The sequence below is a fragment of the Hymenobacter monticola genome, from assembly GCF_022811645.1.
Taxonomy (GTDB): domain Bacteria; phylum Bacteroidota; class Bacteroidia; order Cytophagales; family Hymenobacteraceae; genus Hymenobacter; species Hymenobacter monticola.
In genome coordinates, this window is record NZ_CP094534.1 from 1,853,764 (window position 1) to 1,870,487 (window position 16,724).

The window sequence follows — 16,724 nt, forward strand, 5'->3', positions numbered from 1 at the left end:
AGATAGGCCGGCAGGCAGTCAATTGATAAAAAACGATGTAGGGGCGGGGCTTGCCCCCGCCCGGACGTTGAACGAAACCCCAAGGCCTGCCATACGGCCGGGCGGGGGCAAGCCCCGCCTCTACATCACTTGACAGCGCCAGCGCACTACCCCGGCTGATGCGCCAGCCACCGCGTGGCCTGGGCATCGGTGTCGAAGGTGCGGTATGTGAGCGGCAGGCCCTGCACGTTGGTGGTCACGTAAGCGGTGGCCAGCCGCACCAGCACATTGGGCGACACCACCACGGCGCCGAAGCGGTAGCCGCCCTCGGCCACGGCCCGGGGCAACCAGTTGGCGGCCACCCATTGTTGCTCGTCGGGCGTGAAGGGCGCCATCTGCGCCTGGTTGATTAGAATGCGGCCCCAGCGCTGCTGCTGCAAGCCCCGCAGCATGGCGTTGAACAAGCCCTGCGTGTCGGCCAGGCTGCGGCGGTGGCTGCCCCAGGTAGTGCGCAGAAAGCCAGCCGGGTCAGCCTCCGAAATTCCCGCAGTGTTCTCAAAAAGCAATTGGCGCGCGGGCTGATTCATTGGCCCAAAGGTACCGCCGGGCCGTTGCTTTTGGCTGCTGGCTTTTGCCAATGGTGGCGCCTTTTACCGCCGTACCCGCCCCAAAAACCGTATACTGCGGCCTATGATTCCGCTGATAACCCAAACGCCTCGCCTCACCATTCTGGCCGCCAGCCGCGCGCTGCTCACGGCCGAGCTGCACAAGCCCCACTACTTCCCGGTGCTGCTGGGCGCCGCCCTGCCCACCGACTGGCCCCCCGGCGAGTACGACCGGGCCGCCGCCGAATTCTTTCTTGACAAGCTCACCGAAGGCGGCCGCGACGCCGCCGGCTGGTACGGCTGGTACGCCCTGCGCAAAGCCGAAGGCGACACGCCCCGCACCCTAGTGGGCCACGCCGGCTTCATGGGCCCGCCCGACGCGACGGGCACCGCCGAAATCGGCTACTCCATCGCAGCTGACTGGCGCCGGCAGGGCCTGGGCACCGAACTGGTGGCCGGCCTGGTGGCCCACGCCGCCGACACCGGCATGGTGCGCCGCCTGGTGGCTTATACTGATGCCGACAACCCCGGCTCGCAGGAACTGCTGCGGCGCAACGGCTTCGAGCCGGCCGGCTCCGCCGACGACGGCCGCCTGCGCTTCGAACGGGCTGTGGAGCCGGCGGCGAAATAAGCTATTTGAAAGGGGTGGGGAGGCTTGGGCGTGGCCTACATTTGCCGTATTCCTCCCTCATGCCCGGTTAGTCCATGAAAAACGCGCTGCTGAAATACGGTTCTTTTGCCCTCCTATTGACCGCGCTGGGCTGCAAAACCAGTGGCCCCGCCGCCACGCAGGCCACCACGGCCGACGCCTGGACGCCGAAGAAAGCCGACCAGTGGTTTCGGAGCCGCGTGTGGGCCAATGGGCTGAAGCTGAACGTGCAGGAATCGGTAGATAAGGTGGAGTTTGCCAAGCAGTACACCGCCAACAAAGCCGCCTGGGACAAAGCCTTTGCCTACTTCCGCGACACCAACCTGGAGGAGCTGCCCGTGGGCAAATACCCCATCGACGGTGACAACGTAACGGCGGCCGTGACCGACAACCCCACCAAGGAGTACGCCGACACTAAATGGGAGTCGCACCGCAAGTACATCGACATGCAGTACGTGGTGCGGGGCGCCGAGAAAATGGGGCAGGTGCCCATGGCTTCGGCCACCGTCACGAAGCCCTACGACGAAGCTCGCGACGTGGCCAACTACAGCGCCGAAGGCCCGCAATACGAAGCCAGGCCCGGCACCATCTACATCTTTTTCCCGCAGGACGTGCACCGGCCCAATATCAAAGCGCCAGGTTTCGACAAGGACAAGAAAGTGGTGGTGAAGGTGCGCGTGGCGCAGTAGCAGAGCGGTTTCTGGCCAGCGACGTAGGGGCGGGGCTTGCCCCCGCCCGGACGCGTGCGCCATCACCACAATTCCGGGCAACCGAAGGTCAGCGAAGCTAACGGCGGGCGGGGGCAAGCCCCGCCCCTACACCTTTCGCGGGCAATTGCGCTCATAGCGCTTTGACAGCCAAACCGGCACCGGGGACGTAGAAGGCCGAAGAAACCCTTCTTCCACTTCACTTCCCCTGCGCTATGTCTAAACTCCTGTTTCTCGTTTTCCTGTTTGTGTCGGCCGGGCTGAGCTTGCCCGCGGCCGCGCAAACTGGCACTTCCGACGTGCCGCCCCGGCCCAAGCCGTTCCGCTTCGTGAACGACGAGGCCAACCTGATGGCCCCCGCCGATGCCAAAAAGCTCGACAACGGCCTGCGCCGCTACGCCGACAACAACGGCACCCAGATTGTGGTCGTGACCGTGCCCTCGCTGGGCGGGCGCGACGTGGCCGCCTACGGCAAGGCCATTGGCACCGCCTGGGGCGTGGGGCAGAAAGACAAAAACAACGGTGTGGTGGTGCTCGTGAGCGCCCAGGACCGCAAGCTTAGCATCCAGCCCGGCAGCGGCCTGCAAAGCAGCATCACGCCCGAAGTAACCCGGCAGGTAATGGCCCAGATGGGCCCCAGCTTCAAGCAGGGCAACTATTTTGCCGGCCTCCGCACCGGCCTCAACACGCTGATGGCTGCCGCCGACCCCAACCCGGTCCAGAGCCAGCAGGCCGGCAGCACGGCCACCGGTGCGGGCGCGGCCGCCAGCACCGCTGCTACCGAGCCTTCCTCGTCGAGCCTGGACCAGCCGACCACCACTTCCACCAGCAACGAACCCATCATGGCCCCACCGGCCGAGCCGGCTCCCTCGGGCCCCGGCATGGGTACGTTGCTGATTGGCGCTTTAGTGATTGGCGGCATTCTGTGGTTTGTAATAAAGATGTTCCGCAACCGCAACGCGGCCAACAACCAAGCGCCAGCGAATGGTGGGTATAATAACCCGTCGGGGGGCAATACGCCCAACTTTCTGCCCAACCGGCCCGGCGCCAATGGCCCCGGTGGCTACGGCCAGGCCCCCGGCAACTACGGCCCGGGCTACGGGCAGGCCCCCGCATCGGGTGGCGGCATGGGTATGGGCAGTATTCTCGCCACCGGCGCCGCCGCGGCCGCCGGCGCCTATATCGGCAATCGCATGTCCTCGGGCCACGACACCTCGGGTAACCACTACGCTGGCGACGGTGACAACAGCAACAGCAACTTTAACACCGGAGCCGGCGCGGCCGGCATGGCCGGGGCCGCCGGTGCGGGCACGGGCGCGGCCAGCGACTACTTCTCGGGCCGTGACGGTGGCACCGCCGACAGCGGTGGTACCGATTATTTCTCCGATGCCAACACGGCTTCGGATAACTCGTCGGACTACTTTTCCTCCGACGACAACTCGTCTTACGACGACAGCTCTTCCGGCGACACGGGCGGCGGGGGCTTCGACAGCGGCGACGACAACAGTGGCTCCTGGTGATGGCCTGACGTACGGGACTGCACCGACACTATCGTTGAAACGGGCTCCGATGCATTGTGCGTCGGGGCCCGTTGTGCTTTTAGCCAGGGCCGAAAACGCGGAAACTCGTCCCTCGCCTGCGATGAAACGCCCTATCTTTCGGCCTCACTTCATTGCTAATTCAACAAGCTATGTTGCAAGGACTGCGCACCGTGGTATATCCGGTGGGAGATTTGGCGAAAGCCACGGCTTGGTACAGCGCCGCTCTGGAGCAAGCGCCCTACTTCGAAGAAGCGTTTTATGTCGGGTTCAACGTGGGCGGCTACGAGCTGGGCCTGATACCGCAAAACACCGCCGCCGGCCAGGCCGGCCCCACCGCCTACTGGGGCGTGCCCGATGCGTCCGCGGCCTACGCCCGCCTCCTGGAGCTGGGCGCCCAGCCCAGCGAAGAGGTGCAGGACGTGGGCAGCGGCATCCTGGTCGGCGCCGTGCTCGACCCGTTTGGCAACCTGCTGGGCGTCATTCAGAACCCCCATTTTGCCCTGCCTGCTTAGGTGAAAAGCCAAAAAGCGTCATGCCACGCGCCGCGGAGCATAACGCTCAAAATCATTTCTTCTAATGAATACAAACCCTAATAACGCAGTGTCCTCGGCCGTGCCCGTGCTCGAAACCGAGCGGTTGCGCCTGCGCGGCTTCCGTGCCGATGACTTCGATACCTGGTTTGCCATCAGCCGCAACATTGATTATCACCGCTACTTCACCCCCGAGCCCATGCCGGCCGAGGAGGTGTGGAAGCTGCTGCTGCGCAGCGCCGGCCACTGGGCCGTGATGGGCTACGGCTTCTGGGCGGTGGAGGAAAAGGCCAGCGGCCGCTTCGTGGGCGGCATCGGCTTCCTCAACCTCAAGCGCGACATCGACCCGCCCCTGGGCGACGCGCCCGAAATGGGCTGGGTCCTCGACCCCGGCATTCACGGCCGGGGCTACGCCACTGAGGGCGTGACGGCGGCTCTGGAATGGGCCGCCAGCCACTTCGGCCCGGTGCGCATGGTGTGCATCATGCACCCCGAGAATGTGCCCTCGCTGCGTGTGGCGGCGAGGTTTGGTTTCCAGGAATATGCGCAGACCACGTACCATGGCGCCCCCATTGTGTTGCTGGAACGGCCGGCGCAGTGAGGTAAGAGTTGAAAGTTGAACTCCGGCCTGCCTCATCAAATTGACTTAACTCTTAACTCCCACCCCATGCCTCCCCGCCCCTACATCCTCGCCGAAACCACCTGGAAAACCGTACAGGCCAATGCCTATCAGGTAGTGGTGCTGCCCTGGGGCGCCACCGAGGCCCACAATTACCACCTGCCCTACGCCACCGACAACCTGCAGGCCGACTACGTGGCGGCCGAGGCGGCGCGCAAGGCCTGGGAGCAGGGCGCCAAAGTGGTGGTGCTGCCTTGCATCCCCTTCGGCGTGAATACCGGCCAGCTCGACATTACGCTCGACATCAACATGAGCCCGAGCACGCAGCTGGCGCTGCTGCGCGACGTGGTGCAGGTGCTGGCCCGGCAGGGCATCCCCAAGCTCGTCATCCTGAACGGGCACGGCGGCAACGACTTCCGCCAGATTTTGCGTGAGCTACAGGCCGAGTTTCCGACGGTATTCTTGAGCACGCTCAACTGGTTTCGGGCCGCCGACCGCAACCAGTATTTCTCCGCGCCCGGCGACCACGCCGACGAGCTGGAAACCAGCGCCATGCTGCACATCGCGCCCAATTTGGTGAGCCCCCTCAGCGAAGCTGGCGACGGGGCCGCCAAGCAGTTTCGCATTGCGGCCCTGCGCCAGGGCTGGGCCTGGGCCCAACGCGAGTGGAGCCAGGTTTCGGCCGATACCGGCGTGGGCAACCCCGCCGCCGCCACGGCCGAAAAAGGCGCTGCTTTTCTGGAAGCTTGCACCACCAACATTGCGCAGTTTTTGGTGGAGCTGGCTGCCGCCGACCCGCAGGATTTGTATGAGTAGATTCAGGAAGAGTTAGCGGTGAATAATTAACACCAAGCAGTATCCACTGTTTATTGCTACCTATTCACTGTTTAACTGATTTCATGACCACCCAATTCGATAGTGTGATTTTTGACCTCGACGGCACCCTATGGGATGCTTCTGAGGCCATTGCCCGGGCGTTCCAGGCGGCCAAAAACAGCGTCGACTACATCGAGAACGACGTGACCCTGGCCCAGGTGCAGGCCGTGACAGGCCAGCCCTACACCGTGGTGTATGAGCGGCTGTTTCCGAAGCTGCCGGCCGACAAGCTCGACGAATACCGCGCCCTCTGCGCCCGGCACGAGCTCACGGCGGCCGAGGAGCACGGCGGCGCGCCCTACCCCGGCCTCGAAGACGCGCTGCGCTACCTGCGCGAGAAGGGGTACCGGCTGTTCATCGTCAGCAACTGCCAGCTGGGCTACGTGGAAGCCTTTTTCAAGCACAGCGGGCTGGGACATTTCTTTGAAGGGCACCAGTGTTTCGGAACCAAGCTGCTGCCCAAGGCCGACAACATCCGCGAAGTGGTGACTCAATACGGCTTGCGGGCGCCCGTGTACGTGGGCGACACGCCCGGCGACCTCGCCGCCAGCCAGGGCGCGGGCGTGCCGTTCATCTTCGCCACCTACGGCTTTGGGCAGGTGAGCGAAGCCGAAGCGCCCGTGCGCATTCAGCAGCCCGCCGACCTGCGGCGGGTGCTTTAAAAAAACGGCGTCGGGGCTGCGCGGCCTTTTGCAGACCGTGTCGCAAATGCGTAGTTTTGACGGAATGAAGTTTCCGGCATTTTCCCGCATTACCGTTCACCCGTCTATTTGCAACGGGCAGCCCACTGTGCGCGGCCTGCGCTACCCCGTGTGGCAGGTGTTGGAATGGCTGGCCGCGGGCACCACGGAGTGTGAAATCCTGGCCCGGCACCCCGAGCTGGAAACCGAAGACCTGCGGGCCTGCCTGCTCTTCGCCGCCGAACGCCTCAAGCCCCTCGACCGCTCCGCGCCGGGCCCCGAAGACGAAAACTCGGAGGAGTGGATACTGAACCGGCAAAGCCAGTGGCTGGCCGAGCAGGAGTTTCTGAAGCAGCTCTGGGAGCGTAGCCCGGTGCCGGCCGAAGCGGGCACTGCACCGGCGCAGCCACAACAACTGCGGCCGCAAACGCTCCAAAAATGAGCCGCTGCCAAGCTGAAATCGGTGCGTAGATTTGGGTGCTAAGCCGGCTGCCCCAGCGGGCGCCCGTATGCCCCCTGCCATGTACCAGGAACTCGCGTCCACGTCTTTTCTGCAAGTTGCCTACCGGCCCGATTCGTGCCTGCTCATCGGCCGCTGGCTGTGCTCCATCACCGACGAGCAGCTGCGCGAAGGTTACGAAACCATGCGCCTGGCCGCGCAGGAACACGACTGCCGCCACTGGCTCATGGATGCCCGCCGCCGCACCGACCGCCGCCTCAACGGCCCCGAGTGGGTCGTCACCAGCTTTTTGCCCCGGGTGCAGCAGGAAATGGGCGGCAGGTTGTACGTGGCCTTTCTGGTGCTGCCCAACCACTTGGCCGAAATCGAAGCCGACCCCAACATGCCCGAAAAGTCGCCCGGCGCCTCGGCCCCTTTCCAGTACGCCCGCTTCATTGACGAAGGCGCCGCCAATGCCTGGCTCGACGAGAAGCGGCGCGGGAAGGCAGGGGAGTAGGGCGGGGACGGGGACCCGGTTTGGCATGGGTTGTGGCGTGGACTCTGCGAGTCCGCGCCCGTCAGAGCATATAACCACACGCCCAGGCGCGGACTCGCAGAGTCCGCGCTACAAGTCACCGCTGGCTTTCCTGCGTTTGCATGGGCGTGGCCATTTCCACATTGGAGGCATTGGGGAAGGCCAGGAAGTGCGTGACACGTGGCGGCTCCGGCCCGCTGTGGAGGCTCAGCAGCTGCGCTTCTACCACTTGGTCTTCCTTGGTGAAGCGGTGGTGCTGGCGCTGGTGTTCGCCCCAGGTGGCCACGTAGTAGAACTCGGTGAGGCGCGTGGGGTGGGCCACGTCGGCAAACATGCCGGCGCGCAGGGCGCCGTCGCGCAGGCGCAGGCGCTTGAGTTGCTCGGCCGCCGCGCGGAAGGCCGTCCACTTGGCGGGCTCCACGTGGTACTCAATCATAATCACCACGGGTCCGTCGTCGGGGTCGACGTCGCCTTCGGTTTTGGGGTCGGGCCAGTGCTCGGCAGGCGCCAGGTCGAGGCCCTCGGCCGGACGCATGGGGAAGGGCAGGGCCAGCACGGTGCTCGCCAGCATCCAGCCGGCGGCAATGAGCAGCGAGGTTTCCAGGCTGAGGCGGTCGGCCAGCTCGCCCCAGGCCAGGGCACCCAGCGACATTCCGGCCTGAAACACCAGCATGTACACGCTAATCACGCGCGCCTGCACCCAGCGCGGCACGTTCAGCTGCACGGTGGTGCTAAAGCTGGTCATCACCATCAGCCAGGCAATGCCGGAGAGGAACATCACGGCATACAACAGGTAGATGTTGGCGATGAGCGCCAGGGCCGCGTTGGTGCCCACAAACATGAGCACGCCCAGTAGCACCCGCTGGTTAAAGCTCAGCCGCGAGCCCGCCCGGCCCATCAGAAACGCGCCCGTGACGGCACCCGCGCCCAGCCACGACAGCATCACGCCGTAGTGCCCCGAGCTCAGGTGCAGCCGCCGGGCAATGACCACCGACACCAGCGCCCACATGGCCGTGGCCCCAAACGAAAAAGCGAACGTGCGCACCAGCACCCCGTAGATGGCCGGCGAGTACTGCACGTAGCGCAGCCCGGCCCGCAGCGCGCCCACAAAGTTCTCGGCCGGCCCGCTGACGGTTTCCGGCTCCCGCTTCCAGAAATACACCACCGCCCAGGTGCCCAGAAACGACACCCCGTTCAGCACGAACACCCAGCCGGCCGAGTAATAAGCAATGATGACCCCGCCAATGGCCGGGCCAATGGCCCGCGCAATGTTGTTGCTCACCCCGTTGAGGGTGATGGCAAACGGCAGCACGGGCCGGGGCACCAACTCGTTGGTTACGGCCTGCCAGATGGGCGCATTCAGGGCCGCGCCCATGCCCAGCAGGAAGGTGAACCCCAGCACGCCCAGCGCCGACACCTGCCCGGCCAGCGTGAGCGCGCCCAGCACGGCCGCCACCACGGCCATGAAGCCCTGCGTGAACAGCAGCAGCCGGCGGCGGTCCACCAAATCGGCCATCGCCCCGGCCGGCATGCTCAGCAAAAAGGCCGGCAAGCTGGTGGCCGCCTGCATCATGGCCACGAGCAGGGCCGAGGTGGTGAGGGTGGTGACGAGCCACACGCCGGCCACGTTCTGCATCCAGGTGCCCACGTTGCTCACCAGCCCGGCAATCCAGATGGCCCGGAAAATGGCGATGGTGAACGGCGTAAGCAGCGTGGCTTTGGCGGCGGGGGCAGCGGTGGTGGGCGTCATCGAAAAGCAGTAGGAATCTGCCTGGTATAACAGGCAGGCGGGCAGAATGGCTACCTACGGCTTTGAGGCGGTGGGAGGTTGTAGCGTGGACTCTGCGAGTCCGCGCCCGGGCGCGGTTACTGTGCTGACGGGCGCGGACTCGCAGAGTCCACGCTACAGCCCTTTTACTTACCTCTTCTGCGACGACTCGCGCACCAGCAGCTTGGGCTTGAGCACGATGGGCTTGGGCGGCGTCTGGCGGTTGGGGCCGCCTTTCAGCATTTTTTGCAGCAGCTGCACCGCCGTTTTTCCCATTTGCTCGCAGCGCTGGTCTACGCTGCTGAGCATGGGCTCGGTGAGCAGCGTGAACATCTCGTTGCTGAAGCCCACCACGGCCACATCGCGCGGCACGCGCAGGCGGGCGCTTTTCACGGCCTGAATAGCGCCGATGGCCGCCAGGTCGTTGCTCGAAAACACGGCGTCGGGCCGCTTGGGCAGCCTCAGCAACTGGCGCATCGCCTGGGTGCCGCCCTTCTGGCTCATCTCGCAGAACATTATCAGCTCCTCTTCCACGGGCAGGCCGTGGGCGGTGAGGGCGTCGCGGTAGCCCTGGTGACGGTTTTTGTGGATGTTGAGGTGCAGCGGGCCGCTGAAATGGGCAATGCGCGTGCAGCCCTGCTCGATGAGGTGCGTCACCACCTGATAGGCGCCCTGGTAGTCGTCAATCATCACGGCGCTCACGTTGCTGCCGCTGAAATCCTCCACCACGCGGTCGAAAAACACCAGCGGAATGTTCTGCTGGCGCACGGCCTCGAAGTGGCCGAAGCTCTGCGTGGTGTTGGCCAGCGACACGAGGATGCCTTCCACCTGCGAGTTCATCAGCAGGTCGATGTTTTTCTGCTCCTGGCGAGCGTCTTCGTTGCTCTGGCAAATCATCACGTTGTAGCCCAGCTTGGCGGCTTCGGTGGCAATGCCGTGCACCACCTGCGGGAAAAAATGGCCCGTGATGTGGGGCACCAGCACGCCCAGCGTGTTGCTGCGGCCGCGGCGCAGGGCGGCGGCCAGCTGGTTGGGCTGGTAGTGCATTTCCTCGGCCAGCTGGCGCACGCGGGCCTTGGTGGCTTCGCTCACGTCGTCGTGGTCGCTCAGGGCCCGCGAAATAGTAGAAGGAGAAAGCCCCAGCACTTTGGCCAGGTCAGTGATAGAGGCGCGGCGATGGGCCATCTGTGAGTTGTAGCGAGGTGAAAAAATACCCGCGCCGTGGTTGCTGCACCAACGTTCGCGGGCCCCAGCGCCCGGCCCCGGACGGGCCTACGCGTGGTGCTGACAATTTACCGAAAGCTGCCCGGCAACCCGGTTGTAGGGCCACCGCTTTCGGGCATAGATGGGAATTCAGTCGCAATCTACTAGCCGCAAACGAAACCGGAAATTGCCCCGCGCATTTTGGCCCCGGCTTGGCGCCGCTTCACCGCGCTACTCCACCACCAACCCAAACTTGGCCACCACGCCCAGCAGGCCGTGCAGCGTGAACTTGGCTCCCTGCAGCGGGTTGGTTTCGGGGTCGATAATGAAGCCGGTGGCGGTGGTGAAGTCGACGCCTGGCAGGCGGGTGTTCTGAAAAACCGCGCCGGCCAGCGCACATTCTTGGAACACGGCATTGGCCAGGTCGGCGTCGGCAAAATCGGCATCTTCGAGGTGGCAGCCCACGAAGCGGGTGCCCGGCATGGTGCGGCCCGCAAACGAGGCGTAGCGCAGCTGGCACTGGTCGAAGTGCACGCCAAAGAGCATGTCGCGGCAGGCCGTGAACTGCAGGCCCAGCAGCTTGCAATCGGCGAAGGCCACGTTTTGCAGCGCCGTGCCCGCCAGCTTGGCCGCGGCCAGGTTGCAGCGCTCAAACAAGCACTCGCTGAAGCGGAGCCGGCTCAAGTCGGCCCCGCCGAAGTCGCAATTGATGAAGTGGTATTCCTCGAACTCGGTGTGGCCCAGCAAGTGGCGGGCGTCCCAGCCCGTAGCTACGTTTTCTTCCGGAAATCGGTCGGGCTTGCGCAGGGTGGAGGCGGGCTTGCGGCGGGGCGGCATGGATGGGCGTGAAGTGCGCCGCAAAGAACGTCATCATCTCGTTCAGGCGTAGGGCCTCACCGGCTTCCCCTCTCCCAAGGGAGAGGGGAAGCCGGTATTGCTTCGTTTGGAATCATCAGGCTCCCCTCTCCCTTAAGAGAGGGGTTGGGGGAGGCCCCACGTTAGGCGCTACTCCTTCACTACTCGTTGCACCTCGCTCAGCCCCTCGCCGCGCAGCCGCACCAAGTAAGCACCCGGCGCCAGCGCCGCCGTGCGCTGCGCCAACTCGGCCTGCACCTCGGCGGCCGTGCCGCGCAAGGCCAATACCGGCTGGCCCAGGGCTGATAGCACCTCAAGCGTCAGCGGCCGCGCATCGGGGTTGGCGATGCGGATGTTGAAGGCGCCGGGGGCGGGGTTGGGGAAGATTTGCAGGCGTGCGGTGGCGGCTTTTGAAGCCGTGGCGGCCGTCACGGTGCTGCGGAAGTTCAGCCCCACGAGCACGGGGTCGTGGTCGGAGGAGCGAAAAGGGCTGGTGATGTCGGTGGCTGCGCCGGCCACGTCGTACTCCAGAAATTCGGGCTCGGCGGCGTTGAGGTGCCATTTTTCCACGGCGGCGTGGCCCACCAGGTTGGGCGTGAGCACGGCGTGGTCGAGGGCGCCGCTGAGGCCGTTGAAGAGGTAAGACGCGCTGGTGGCCGGGCTGCCCAGCACAAAGCCCGCGGCCCGCAGAATGTCCATGGGGTCTTCCTCGTAGTTGGCGTTGTAGTCGCCCACGCTCACCACGTAGCGGGTGCCGGCGGGCTTTACCACATTGTTGATGAACTGCACCAGGGCCGTGGCCTGGCCTTTGCGGCGCAGGTTGGAGCCGCCCTGGCCGTCGCCCTGGTCGGCGTTGAGGCCGCTGCCGCTGGCCTTGCTCTTGAAGTGGTTCACCACGATGGCGAACGTGTCGCGGGCGGCCGTGGAGCGGTTGGTGGTGAAGAGCTGGGCAATGGGCGGACGCTCAAACACGCCCGTCACGGTGCTCAGCAGAAAGTTGCCGTAGGGCGTCACGGCCGCGGGCTTGTAGAGAATGGCGCAGCGAATCAGGTCCGAGTTGTTGGGCTGGGTGTAGAGGCCGCCGTCGTCGATGAAGGCGTAGGTGCCCGCGCCCAGGGCCTGGTTCAGGCCGTCCACCAAGTCCTGAATGGCCGAAATCGGGCGGGTGCCGTCGTTCTCAATCTCCATCAGGCCCAATACGTCGGCGTTCATCTGGGTGAGGGCGGCCAGAATTTTGCTGCGCTGGCGCTGAAAATCGGCCAGCGTGGCGGCCCCGCGCGAGGTAGGGAAGCCGCCGCCCGCGCCATCGCCGTTGAAGAAGTTGAGCACGTTCATGCTGGCCAGCTTCACGTCGATGTTGCTGAAAGTGGGCACCGGCGGCCGCACCGTGATTACCTGCGGCGCGTCGGCCCCGGCCAGCGGCTGAATGCGCCAGGCGCTGCTGCCGTAGCCCATGATGCCGCGCAAGCTGGCAATGGTGCTGCCCACGCGCACCGTGCCGAGGGTGGCGTCGAGGTAGGGGGTAGGCTGCGGATTCACGGCGGCGCGGCCGTCGTCGAGCAGCAAGGACTTGGCCACGTTGGCCACCTGGTAGGCGTTCACGGCGGGCACGTTGCTGGTGCCGGTGCTGCTGGTGCCGCTGGCCGGGTCGTCGTTGGGGTCCACCATCTGGGTGGGCTGATACACCAGTCCGCGCACCGAGATATCCAACTCGCCGCGCGACTTCAGCGTGGACAAATCCGACACCGTGACCGGGGCCGAAAACTGCACCCGCATGCCCTCGTATCGCTCGGCGTCGAGGCTGGAAAACGTGGCGTTGTCCAGTTGCGTGAAGGCCGGGAGCGGACTGCTGGCCGCCAGCAGCGTGATGCTGGGGCTGGTGAGCACCGCTTGGCCATTGGATGGTGTGCTAGCTGTTTCCTGCACCGTGCCCGTGACGCGTAGCTTGCTGCCCACGGCCACCGAAGGGTTGGTTTGCACCACATACAGGGCATCTGACGTGGCGGGGTTGCCGTCGGCGCCGGCGGCGTCGTTCTGCACGTAGAAGCCGGCCGGGCTCAGGCCGGGGTACACGCCCGTCACCACCGCCTCGATGGTGTAGGTGCCCGGGGTGGCCAGCGCGCCGCTGGTTTGGATGGTGCCAATGGGCGTCACCGTTTGGGCCTGAACGGTGGCGGCCGCCAGCAGCGTGCCGAAACCAAGGAGGAAAGAGCGAGCGAAAACCTTCGTCATATAATCAAAAATCAAAAAATCCCAATGCGGGGCTGTAAATGTACTGTGGATTTGACGGTTGGGGCCGGAATGTGGAAAGGGAGCCCGCGGCAGCTGTGCCTAAGCTCGACCGCAGCGGGGCGGCCGGCAACTTGCAGGCAGTCTGGGCACGTAAGCAAAGCCGTTCTCTCCTTAGTTCCACTTTTCCAATCCGTTTAGCATGCTTCAGGAAAACCCTTACGCGCCCGACGTGGCCGAAACCACTCCGGCCGATACCGGCTGCGACACCTCGCGTCGGCAGTTCATCAACCACGCCGGCCTCGGCCTGCTGGCCGTGGGCGTGGCCGGCGCCCTGCCCGCCGCTGCGGCCGAAGCCGCCAACGCTTCTGACATAGCCCTGCCGCCCGCCACGGGTCCGCTCGACATCAAGCTGCCGCCTCTCGAAGCGCCCACCGACCCCAAGGGCGCCGAGCCCTTCAACCCCGACGCGCCCGAGCGGCGCGTGGGCTACGCCGTGGTGGGCCTGGGCCACCTCACCCTCAATGAAATATTGCCCGCATTCGGGCAGTGCAAGCACGCCAAGGCGGTGGCCCTGGTGAGCGGCGACCCGGAAAAAATGCGCAAAGTGGCCCAGCAGTACGGCATCAAGCCCAGCAGCTGCTACTCCTACCAGACCTACGACCAGCTTAAGGACAACCCCGAGGTGGAGGTGATTTACATCGTGCTGCCCAACTCCATGCACCACGAATTCACCCTGCGCGGGGCCAAGGCCGGCAAGCACATCCTCTGCGAAAAGCCCATGGCCAACAGCGCGAAGGAGTGCGAGGAAATGATTGCGGCCTGCAAAAAAGCCGGCAAAAAGCTCATGATTGCCTACCGCATTCAGTACGAGCCCCTGAACCGCATGGCCCAGAAGGCCGTGCGCGACAAAACTTACGGCAAGCCCAAGCTCATCCAGATGGTGAACAACCAGAACCAGGCCCACGACCAGCAGTGGCGCCACAAAAAGGCCCTGGCCGGCGGCGGCGCCCTGCCCGACATTGGCCTGTACTGCCTCAACACCACGCGCTTCCTGCTGGGCGAGGAGCCCACCGAAGTGTCGGCCCAGATTTACAGCACGCCGGGCGACGACCGGTTCAAGGAAGTGGAAGAGAACGTGACGTTTACCATGCGATTCCCGAGCGGCGTCATCTCGCAGTGCATGACGGGCTACGGCACGTTTAACAACAAGAGCTACATGGTGCACTGCGAAGAAGGCACCATCAAAATGGACCCGGCCTTCACCTACCAGGGCCTGCACCAGGAGCGCGTGCACGCCCCTAAAGGCAAGCAACTAAAGGAAACGCCCAACGACCCCATGAAAGACCAGTTTGCCCTCGAAATGGACCACATGGCCGAGTGCGTGCGCCAAAACAAAACCCCCTACACGCCCGGCGAAGAGGGCCTGCAGGACCAGCGCATCATGGAAGCCATCTACCAGTCGGCCAAGGAAAATAAACCGGTGAAATTGCCTGCGGTGAGCAAGGTCGATGCCTTCCGGGGCGAGGCACCGAAGGACGAGGAGGCATAGACGGGTTTAACAAGCGTCTGTCATCCTGAGCGCAGCGAAGGACCTTATCACTTTAGAACAAGGTCGTTGAAACGTGATAATGTCCTTCGCTGCGCTCAGGATGACAGACGGTTTTATTCTTCCTTTTCACCAAAATTCCCACCACCCATGCGCACCATCAAGCAGCGGCACCGGGCCATCAATGCGCCCATCGCCGACCTCGTGACTTACCGGGCGCTGCCCACGGCCTCGGTCGAGTACCTCGACCCGTTTCTGTTTCTCAACCACCACGGGCCGCAGGTGTACCCACCGCGCAACCGCGGGCTACCCTTCGGCCCGCACCCGCACCGGGGCTTCGAAACCGTCACATTTATCCTCGAAGGGGACATTTTGCACAAAGACACCGGCGGGCACGAAAGCGTAATTACCGCCGGCGGCATTCAGTGGATGACGGCCGGGCGCGGGCTGATTCACGCCGAGGTGTCGTCGGAGGCGTTCAAGCAAACCGGTGGGCCGCTCGAAATCCTGCAGCTCTGGGTGAACCTGCCGGCCAAAGACAAGCTGGTGGAGCCGCGCTACATCGGCCTGCAGCGCGACGAGATTCCGGTCCTGACGCTGCCGGGCGGCGTGGTGGTGCACGCCGTATCGGGCCAGTGGCTGGGCACCGCTGGCGCCGTGCAGCCACTGGCCGATGTGGCCCTGGCTTGGCTGGACCTGCCGGCCGACAGCCAGTTGACGCTGCCCGTGGCCGCGCCGCGCACGGTGTTCTTCTACACCGTGCGCGGCGCCCTGCGCGTGAACGGCACCGACACCCGCGCCCGGGAGCTGCTCGAATTCAACCACGACGGCGATGAGCTGCACCTAGAAGCCACCGCCGACGCCGTGCTGCTGCTGGGCCACGCCGCGCCCTTCAACGAGCCCATGGTGTCGTACGGACCGTTTGTGATGAACACCGAGGCCGAGATTCAGCAGGCTTACCGCGATTACCAGCGCGGCGATTTCGGCGTCTGGAACGGCTGATTGGTAGAAAAGATGCGCCGACGAATAACCTCAACCAGGGTTTCCCGGTTGAAGCCAGCAGCCGCTCACGTCGAGGCGTGGGCGGCTGTTTTTTGTTTGCTTCGCTGGTGTTGATGGCCGCTGCTACCCGTTCCCTTTATTTCGAAAACAGCCACGGGCGCATCTGGGAGGAGCCGGCCGGCTACGTGCGGCTGGAATACCACGCCGGCCCGCGCGAAACCGTGCAGTTTCGGGCCCTGCTCACGCACGCCGCCCAGGCCATGAGCCGCCGTCGCTGGAGCGGTATGCTGGTCGACCAGCGCAACATGGCGCCCTTCAGCCCCGCCGAGCAGGACTGGATGACCAGCGAGTGGCTGCCCCGCGCCGTGCAGGAGCACGGCTACCGCCGCGGCGCCGTGCTCGTGGCCCACAACGTGTTTGCCCGCCTGGCCATGAATCAATTTGTGATGGCCTCGCGCGGCCTGCCGCACACCTACCGCACCTTTGAGGCCGAAGCCGAAGCGGTGGCATGGTTGGCCGCGCCCAGCAATTAGCACTGAAAACGTAATCGGCAGGAGAAGTTGGTTTTGGCGGCGGACATTTAGCTTTGAGCCGGTTTTTCCCTCGCCGTTATGCGCAAAATCATTGTTCTCTCGATGCTGTTACTGGCGGCATCTTTTTCATCGGTAGCCCAAACGACGCCCGCGCCGGCCCGCGCCGCGGCCGTTCAGTATGAGCATTGCATGCTCGCCGTCACGGGACAAGATTATGACCAAGCGCGGCTCGAATTTGGGCAGCATTTCAAAGGCGGCTCCACAGATGTAGCCATGCTACAAGCCGACCAGATGGTGCGGAAGTTGCGGTCAGCTGCCGCGGCACTCAATTACTTGAGTAGCTTGGGCTGGGAGTGCGTCGGTATAAATTCCATCCCGTACAACAACCAAACCGGCTACCTGCTGCGGCGCGCCAAATAGCGCGC

Annotated in this window: 18 protein-coding genes; 13 read left to right on the top strand and 5 right to left on the bottom strand. The window is 64.6% G+C overall.

What is annotated here, in order from left to right; translation table 11 throughout:
* Positions 1-146: 146 nt before the first annotated feature.
* On the bottom strand, positions 147-566 hold the full coding sequence (locus tag MTP16_RS07805) for a hypothetical protein (RefSeq protein ID WP_243517773.1): 420 nt from the start codon (positions 564-566) through the stop codon (positions 147-149).
* Between the two features lie 103 nt (positions 567-669).
* On the opposite strand from MTP16_RS07805, the gene MTP16_RS07810 reads away from it, so the two are divergent.
* The 9 genes from MTP16_RS07810 (at position 670) to MTP16_RS07850 (ending at position 7,142) form a co-directional block, all read left to right on the top strand.
* Positions 670-1,215 carry a GNAT family N-acetyltransferase gene (locus tag MTP16_RS07810; RefSeq protein WP_243517784.1) on the top strand — a complete coding sequence of 182 codons (546 nt, stop codon included), beginning with the start codon at positions 670-672 and terminating at the stop codon, positions 1,213-1,215.
* A gap of 74 nt (positions 1,216-1,289) precedes the next feature.
* The gene (locus tag MTP16_RS07815; RefSeq protein WP_243517787.1) at positions 1,290-1,922 is read left to right on the top strand and encodes a YhcH/YjgK/YiaL family protein; all 633 of its coding nucleotides are present in this window, start codon (positions 1,290-1,292) and stop codon (positions 1,920-1,922) included.
* A gap of 233 nt (positions 1,923-2,155) precedes the next feature.
* Positions 2,156-3,460 (top strand): TPM domain-containing protein, encoded by a 1,305-nt coding sequence (locus MTP16_RS07820; RefSeq protein ID WP_243517790.1) that lies wholly within the window; start codon positions 2,156-2,158, stop codon positions 3,458-3,460.
* Between the two features lie 170 nt (positions 3,461-3,630).
* Positions 3,631-3,993: a VOC family protein gene (locus MTP16_RS07825; RefSeq protein WP_243517792.1), complete on the top strand. Its 363-nt coding sequence runs from the start codon at positions 3,631-3,633 to the stop codon at positions 3,991-3,993.
* Positions 3,994-4,057: 64 nt separating this feature from the next.
* Complete coding sequence (locus tag MTP16_RS07830) at positions 4,058-4,612, top strand: GNAT family N-acetyltransferase (protein WP_243517795.1); 555 nt, start codon at positions 4,058-4,060, stop codon at positions 4,610-4,612.
* Positions 4,613-4,678: 66 nt separating this feature from the next.
* Positions 4,679-5,446, top strand: a complete 768-nt coding sequence (locus tag MTP16_RS07835) for a creatininase family protein (protein WP_243517798.1) — start codon at positions 4,679-4,681, stop codon at positions 5,444-5,446.
* 83 nt (positions 5,447-5,529) lie between these two features.
* Positions 5,530-6,168, top strand: coding sequence for an HAD family hydrolase (locus MTP16_RS07840; RefSeq protein WP_243517800.1), 639 nt, complete (start codon positions 5,530-5,532; stop codon positions 6,166-6,168).
* 46 nt (positions 6,169-6,214) lie between these two features.
* Positions 6,215-6,628 (top strand): DUF433 domain-containing protein, encoded by a 414-nt coding sequence (locus MTP16_RS26000; RefSeq protein WP_317244097.1) that lies wholly within the window; start codon positions 6,215-6,217, stop codon positions 6,626-6,628.
* 79 nt (positions 6,629-6,707) lie between these two features.
* On the top strand, positions 6,708-7,142 hold the full coding sequence (locus MTP16_RS07850; protein WP_243517804.1) for a hypothetical protein: 435 nt from the start codon (positions 6,708-6,710) through the stop codon (positions 7,140-7,142).
* Positions 7,143-7,257: 115 nt separating this feature from the next.
* Here MTP16_RS07850 and MTP16_RS07855 read toward each other — a convergent pair whose 3' ends face one another.
* The 4 genes from MTP16_RS07855 to MTP16_RS07870 all read right to left on the bottom strand — a co-directional run bounded on the left by MTP16_RS07855 (position 7,258) and on the right by MTP16_RS07870 (position 13,218).
* Complete coding sequence (locus tag MTP16_RS07855) at positions 7,258-8,910, bottom strand: MFS transporter (RefSeq protein WP_243517807.1); 1,653 nt, start codon at positions 8,908-8,910, stop codon at positions 7,258-7,260.
* 168 nt (positions 8,911-9,078) lie between these two features.
* On the bottom strand, positions 9,079-10,113 hold the full coding sequence (locus MTP16_RS07860; RefSeq protein WP_243517810.1) for a LacI family DNA-binding transcriptional regulator: 1,035 nt from the start codon (positions 10,111-10,113) through the stop codon (positions 9,079-9,081).
* Positions 10,114-10,362: 249 nt separating this feature from the next.
* Positions 10,363-10,968 (bottom strand): pentapeptide repeat-containing protein, encoded by a 606-nt coding sequence (locus MTP16_RS07865; RefSeq protein WP_243517813.1) that lies wholly within the window; start codon positions 10,966-10,968, stop codon positions 10,363-10,365.
* Positions 10,969-11,136: 168 nt separating this feature from the next.
* On the bottom strand, positions 11,137-13,218 hold the full coding sequence (locus MTP16_RS07870) for an ExeM/NucH family extracellular endonuclease (RefSeq protein ID WP_243517816.1): 2,082 nt from the start codon (positions 13,216-13,218) through the stop codon (positions 11,137-11,139).
* Positions 13,219-13,417: 199 nt separating this feature from the next.
* Here MTP16_RS07870 and MTP16_RS07875 point away from each other — a divergent pair, with 199 nt between their 5' ends.
* The 4 genes from MTP16_RS07875 to MTP16_RS07890 all read left to right on the top strand — a co-directional run bounded on the left by MTP16_RS07875 (position 13,418) and on the right by MTP16_RS07890 (position 16,719).
* Entirely contained in the window at positions 13,418-14,767 is a 1,350-nt protein-coding gene (locus MTP16_RS07875; RefSeq protein ID WP_243517817.1) for a Gfo/Idh/MocA family protein, read from the top strand.
* Between the two features lie 147 nt (positions 14,768-14,914).
* Complete coding sequence (locus MTP16_RS07880) at positions 14,915-15,766, top strand: pirin family protein (protein ID WP_243517820.1); 852 nt, start codon at positions 14,915-14,917, stop codon at positions 15,764-15,766.
* Between the two features lie 113 nt (positions 15,767-15,879).
* Complete coding sequence (locus tag MTP16_RS07885) at positions 15,880-16,299, top strand: SpoIIAA family protein (RefSeq protein ID WP_243517821.1); 420 nt, start codon at positions 15,880-15,882, stop codon at positions 16,297-16,299.
* 78 nt (positions 16,300-16,377) lie between these two features.
* On the top strand, positions 16,378-16,719 hold the full coding sequence (locus MTP16_RS07890) for a hypothetical protein (protein WP_243517822.1): 342 nt from the start codon (positions 16,378-16,380) through the stop codon (positions 16,717-16,719).
* Positions 16,720-16,724: the final 5 nt, after the last annotated feature.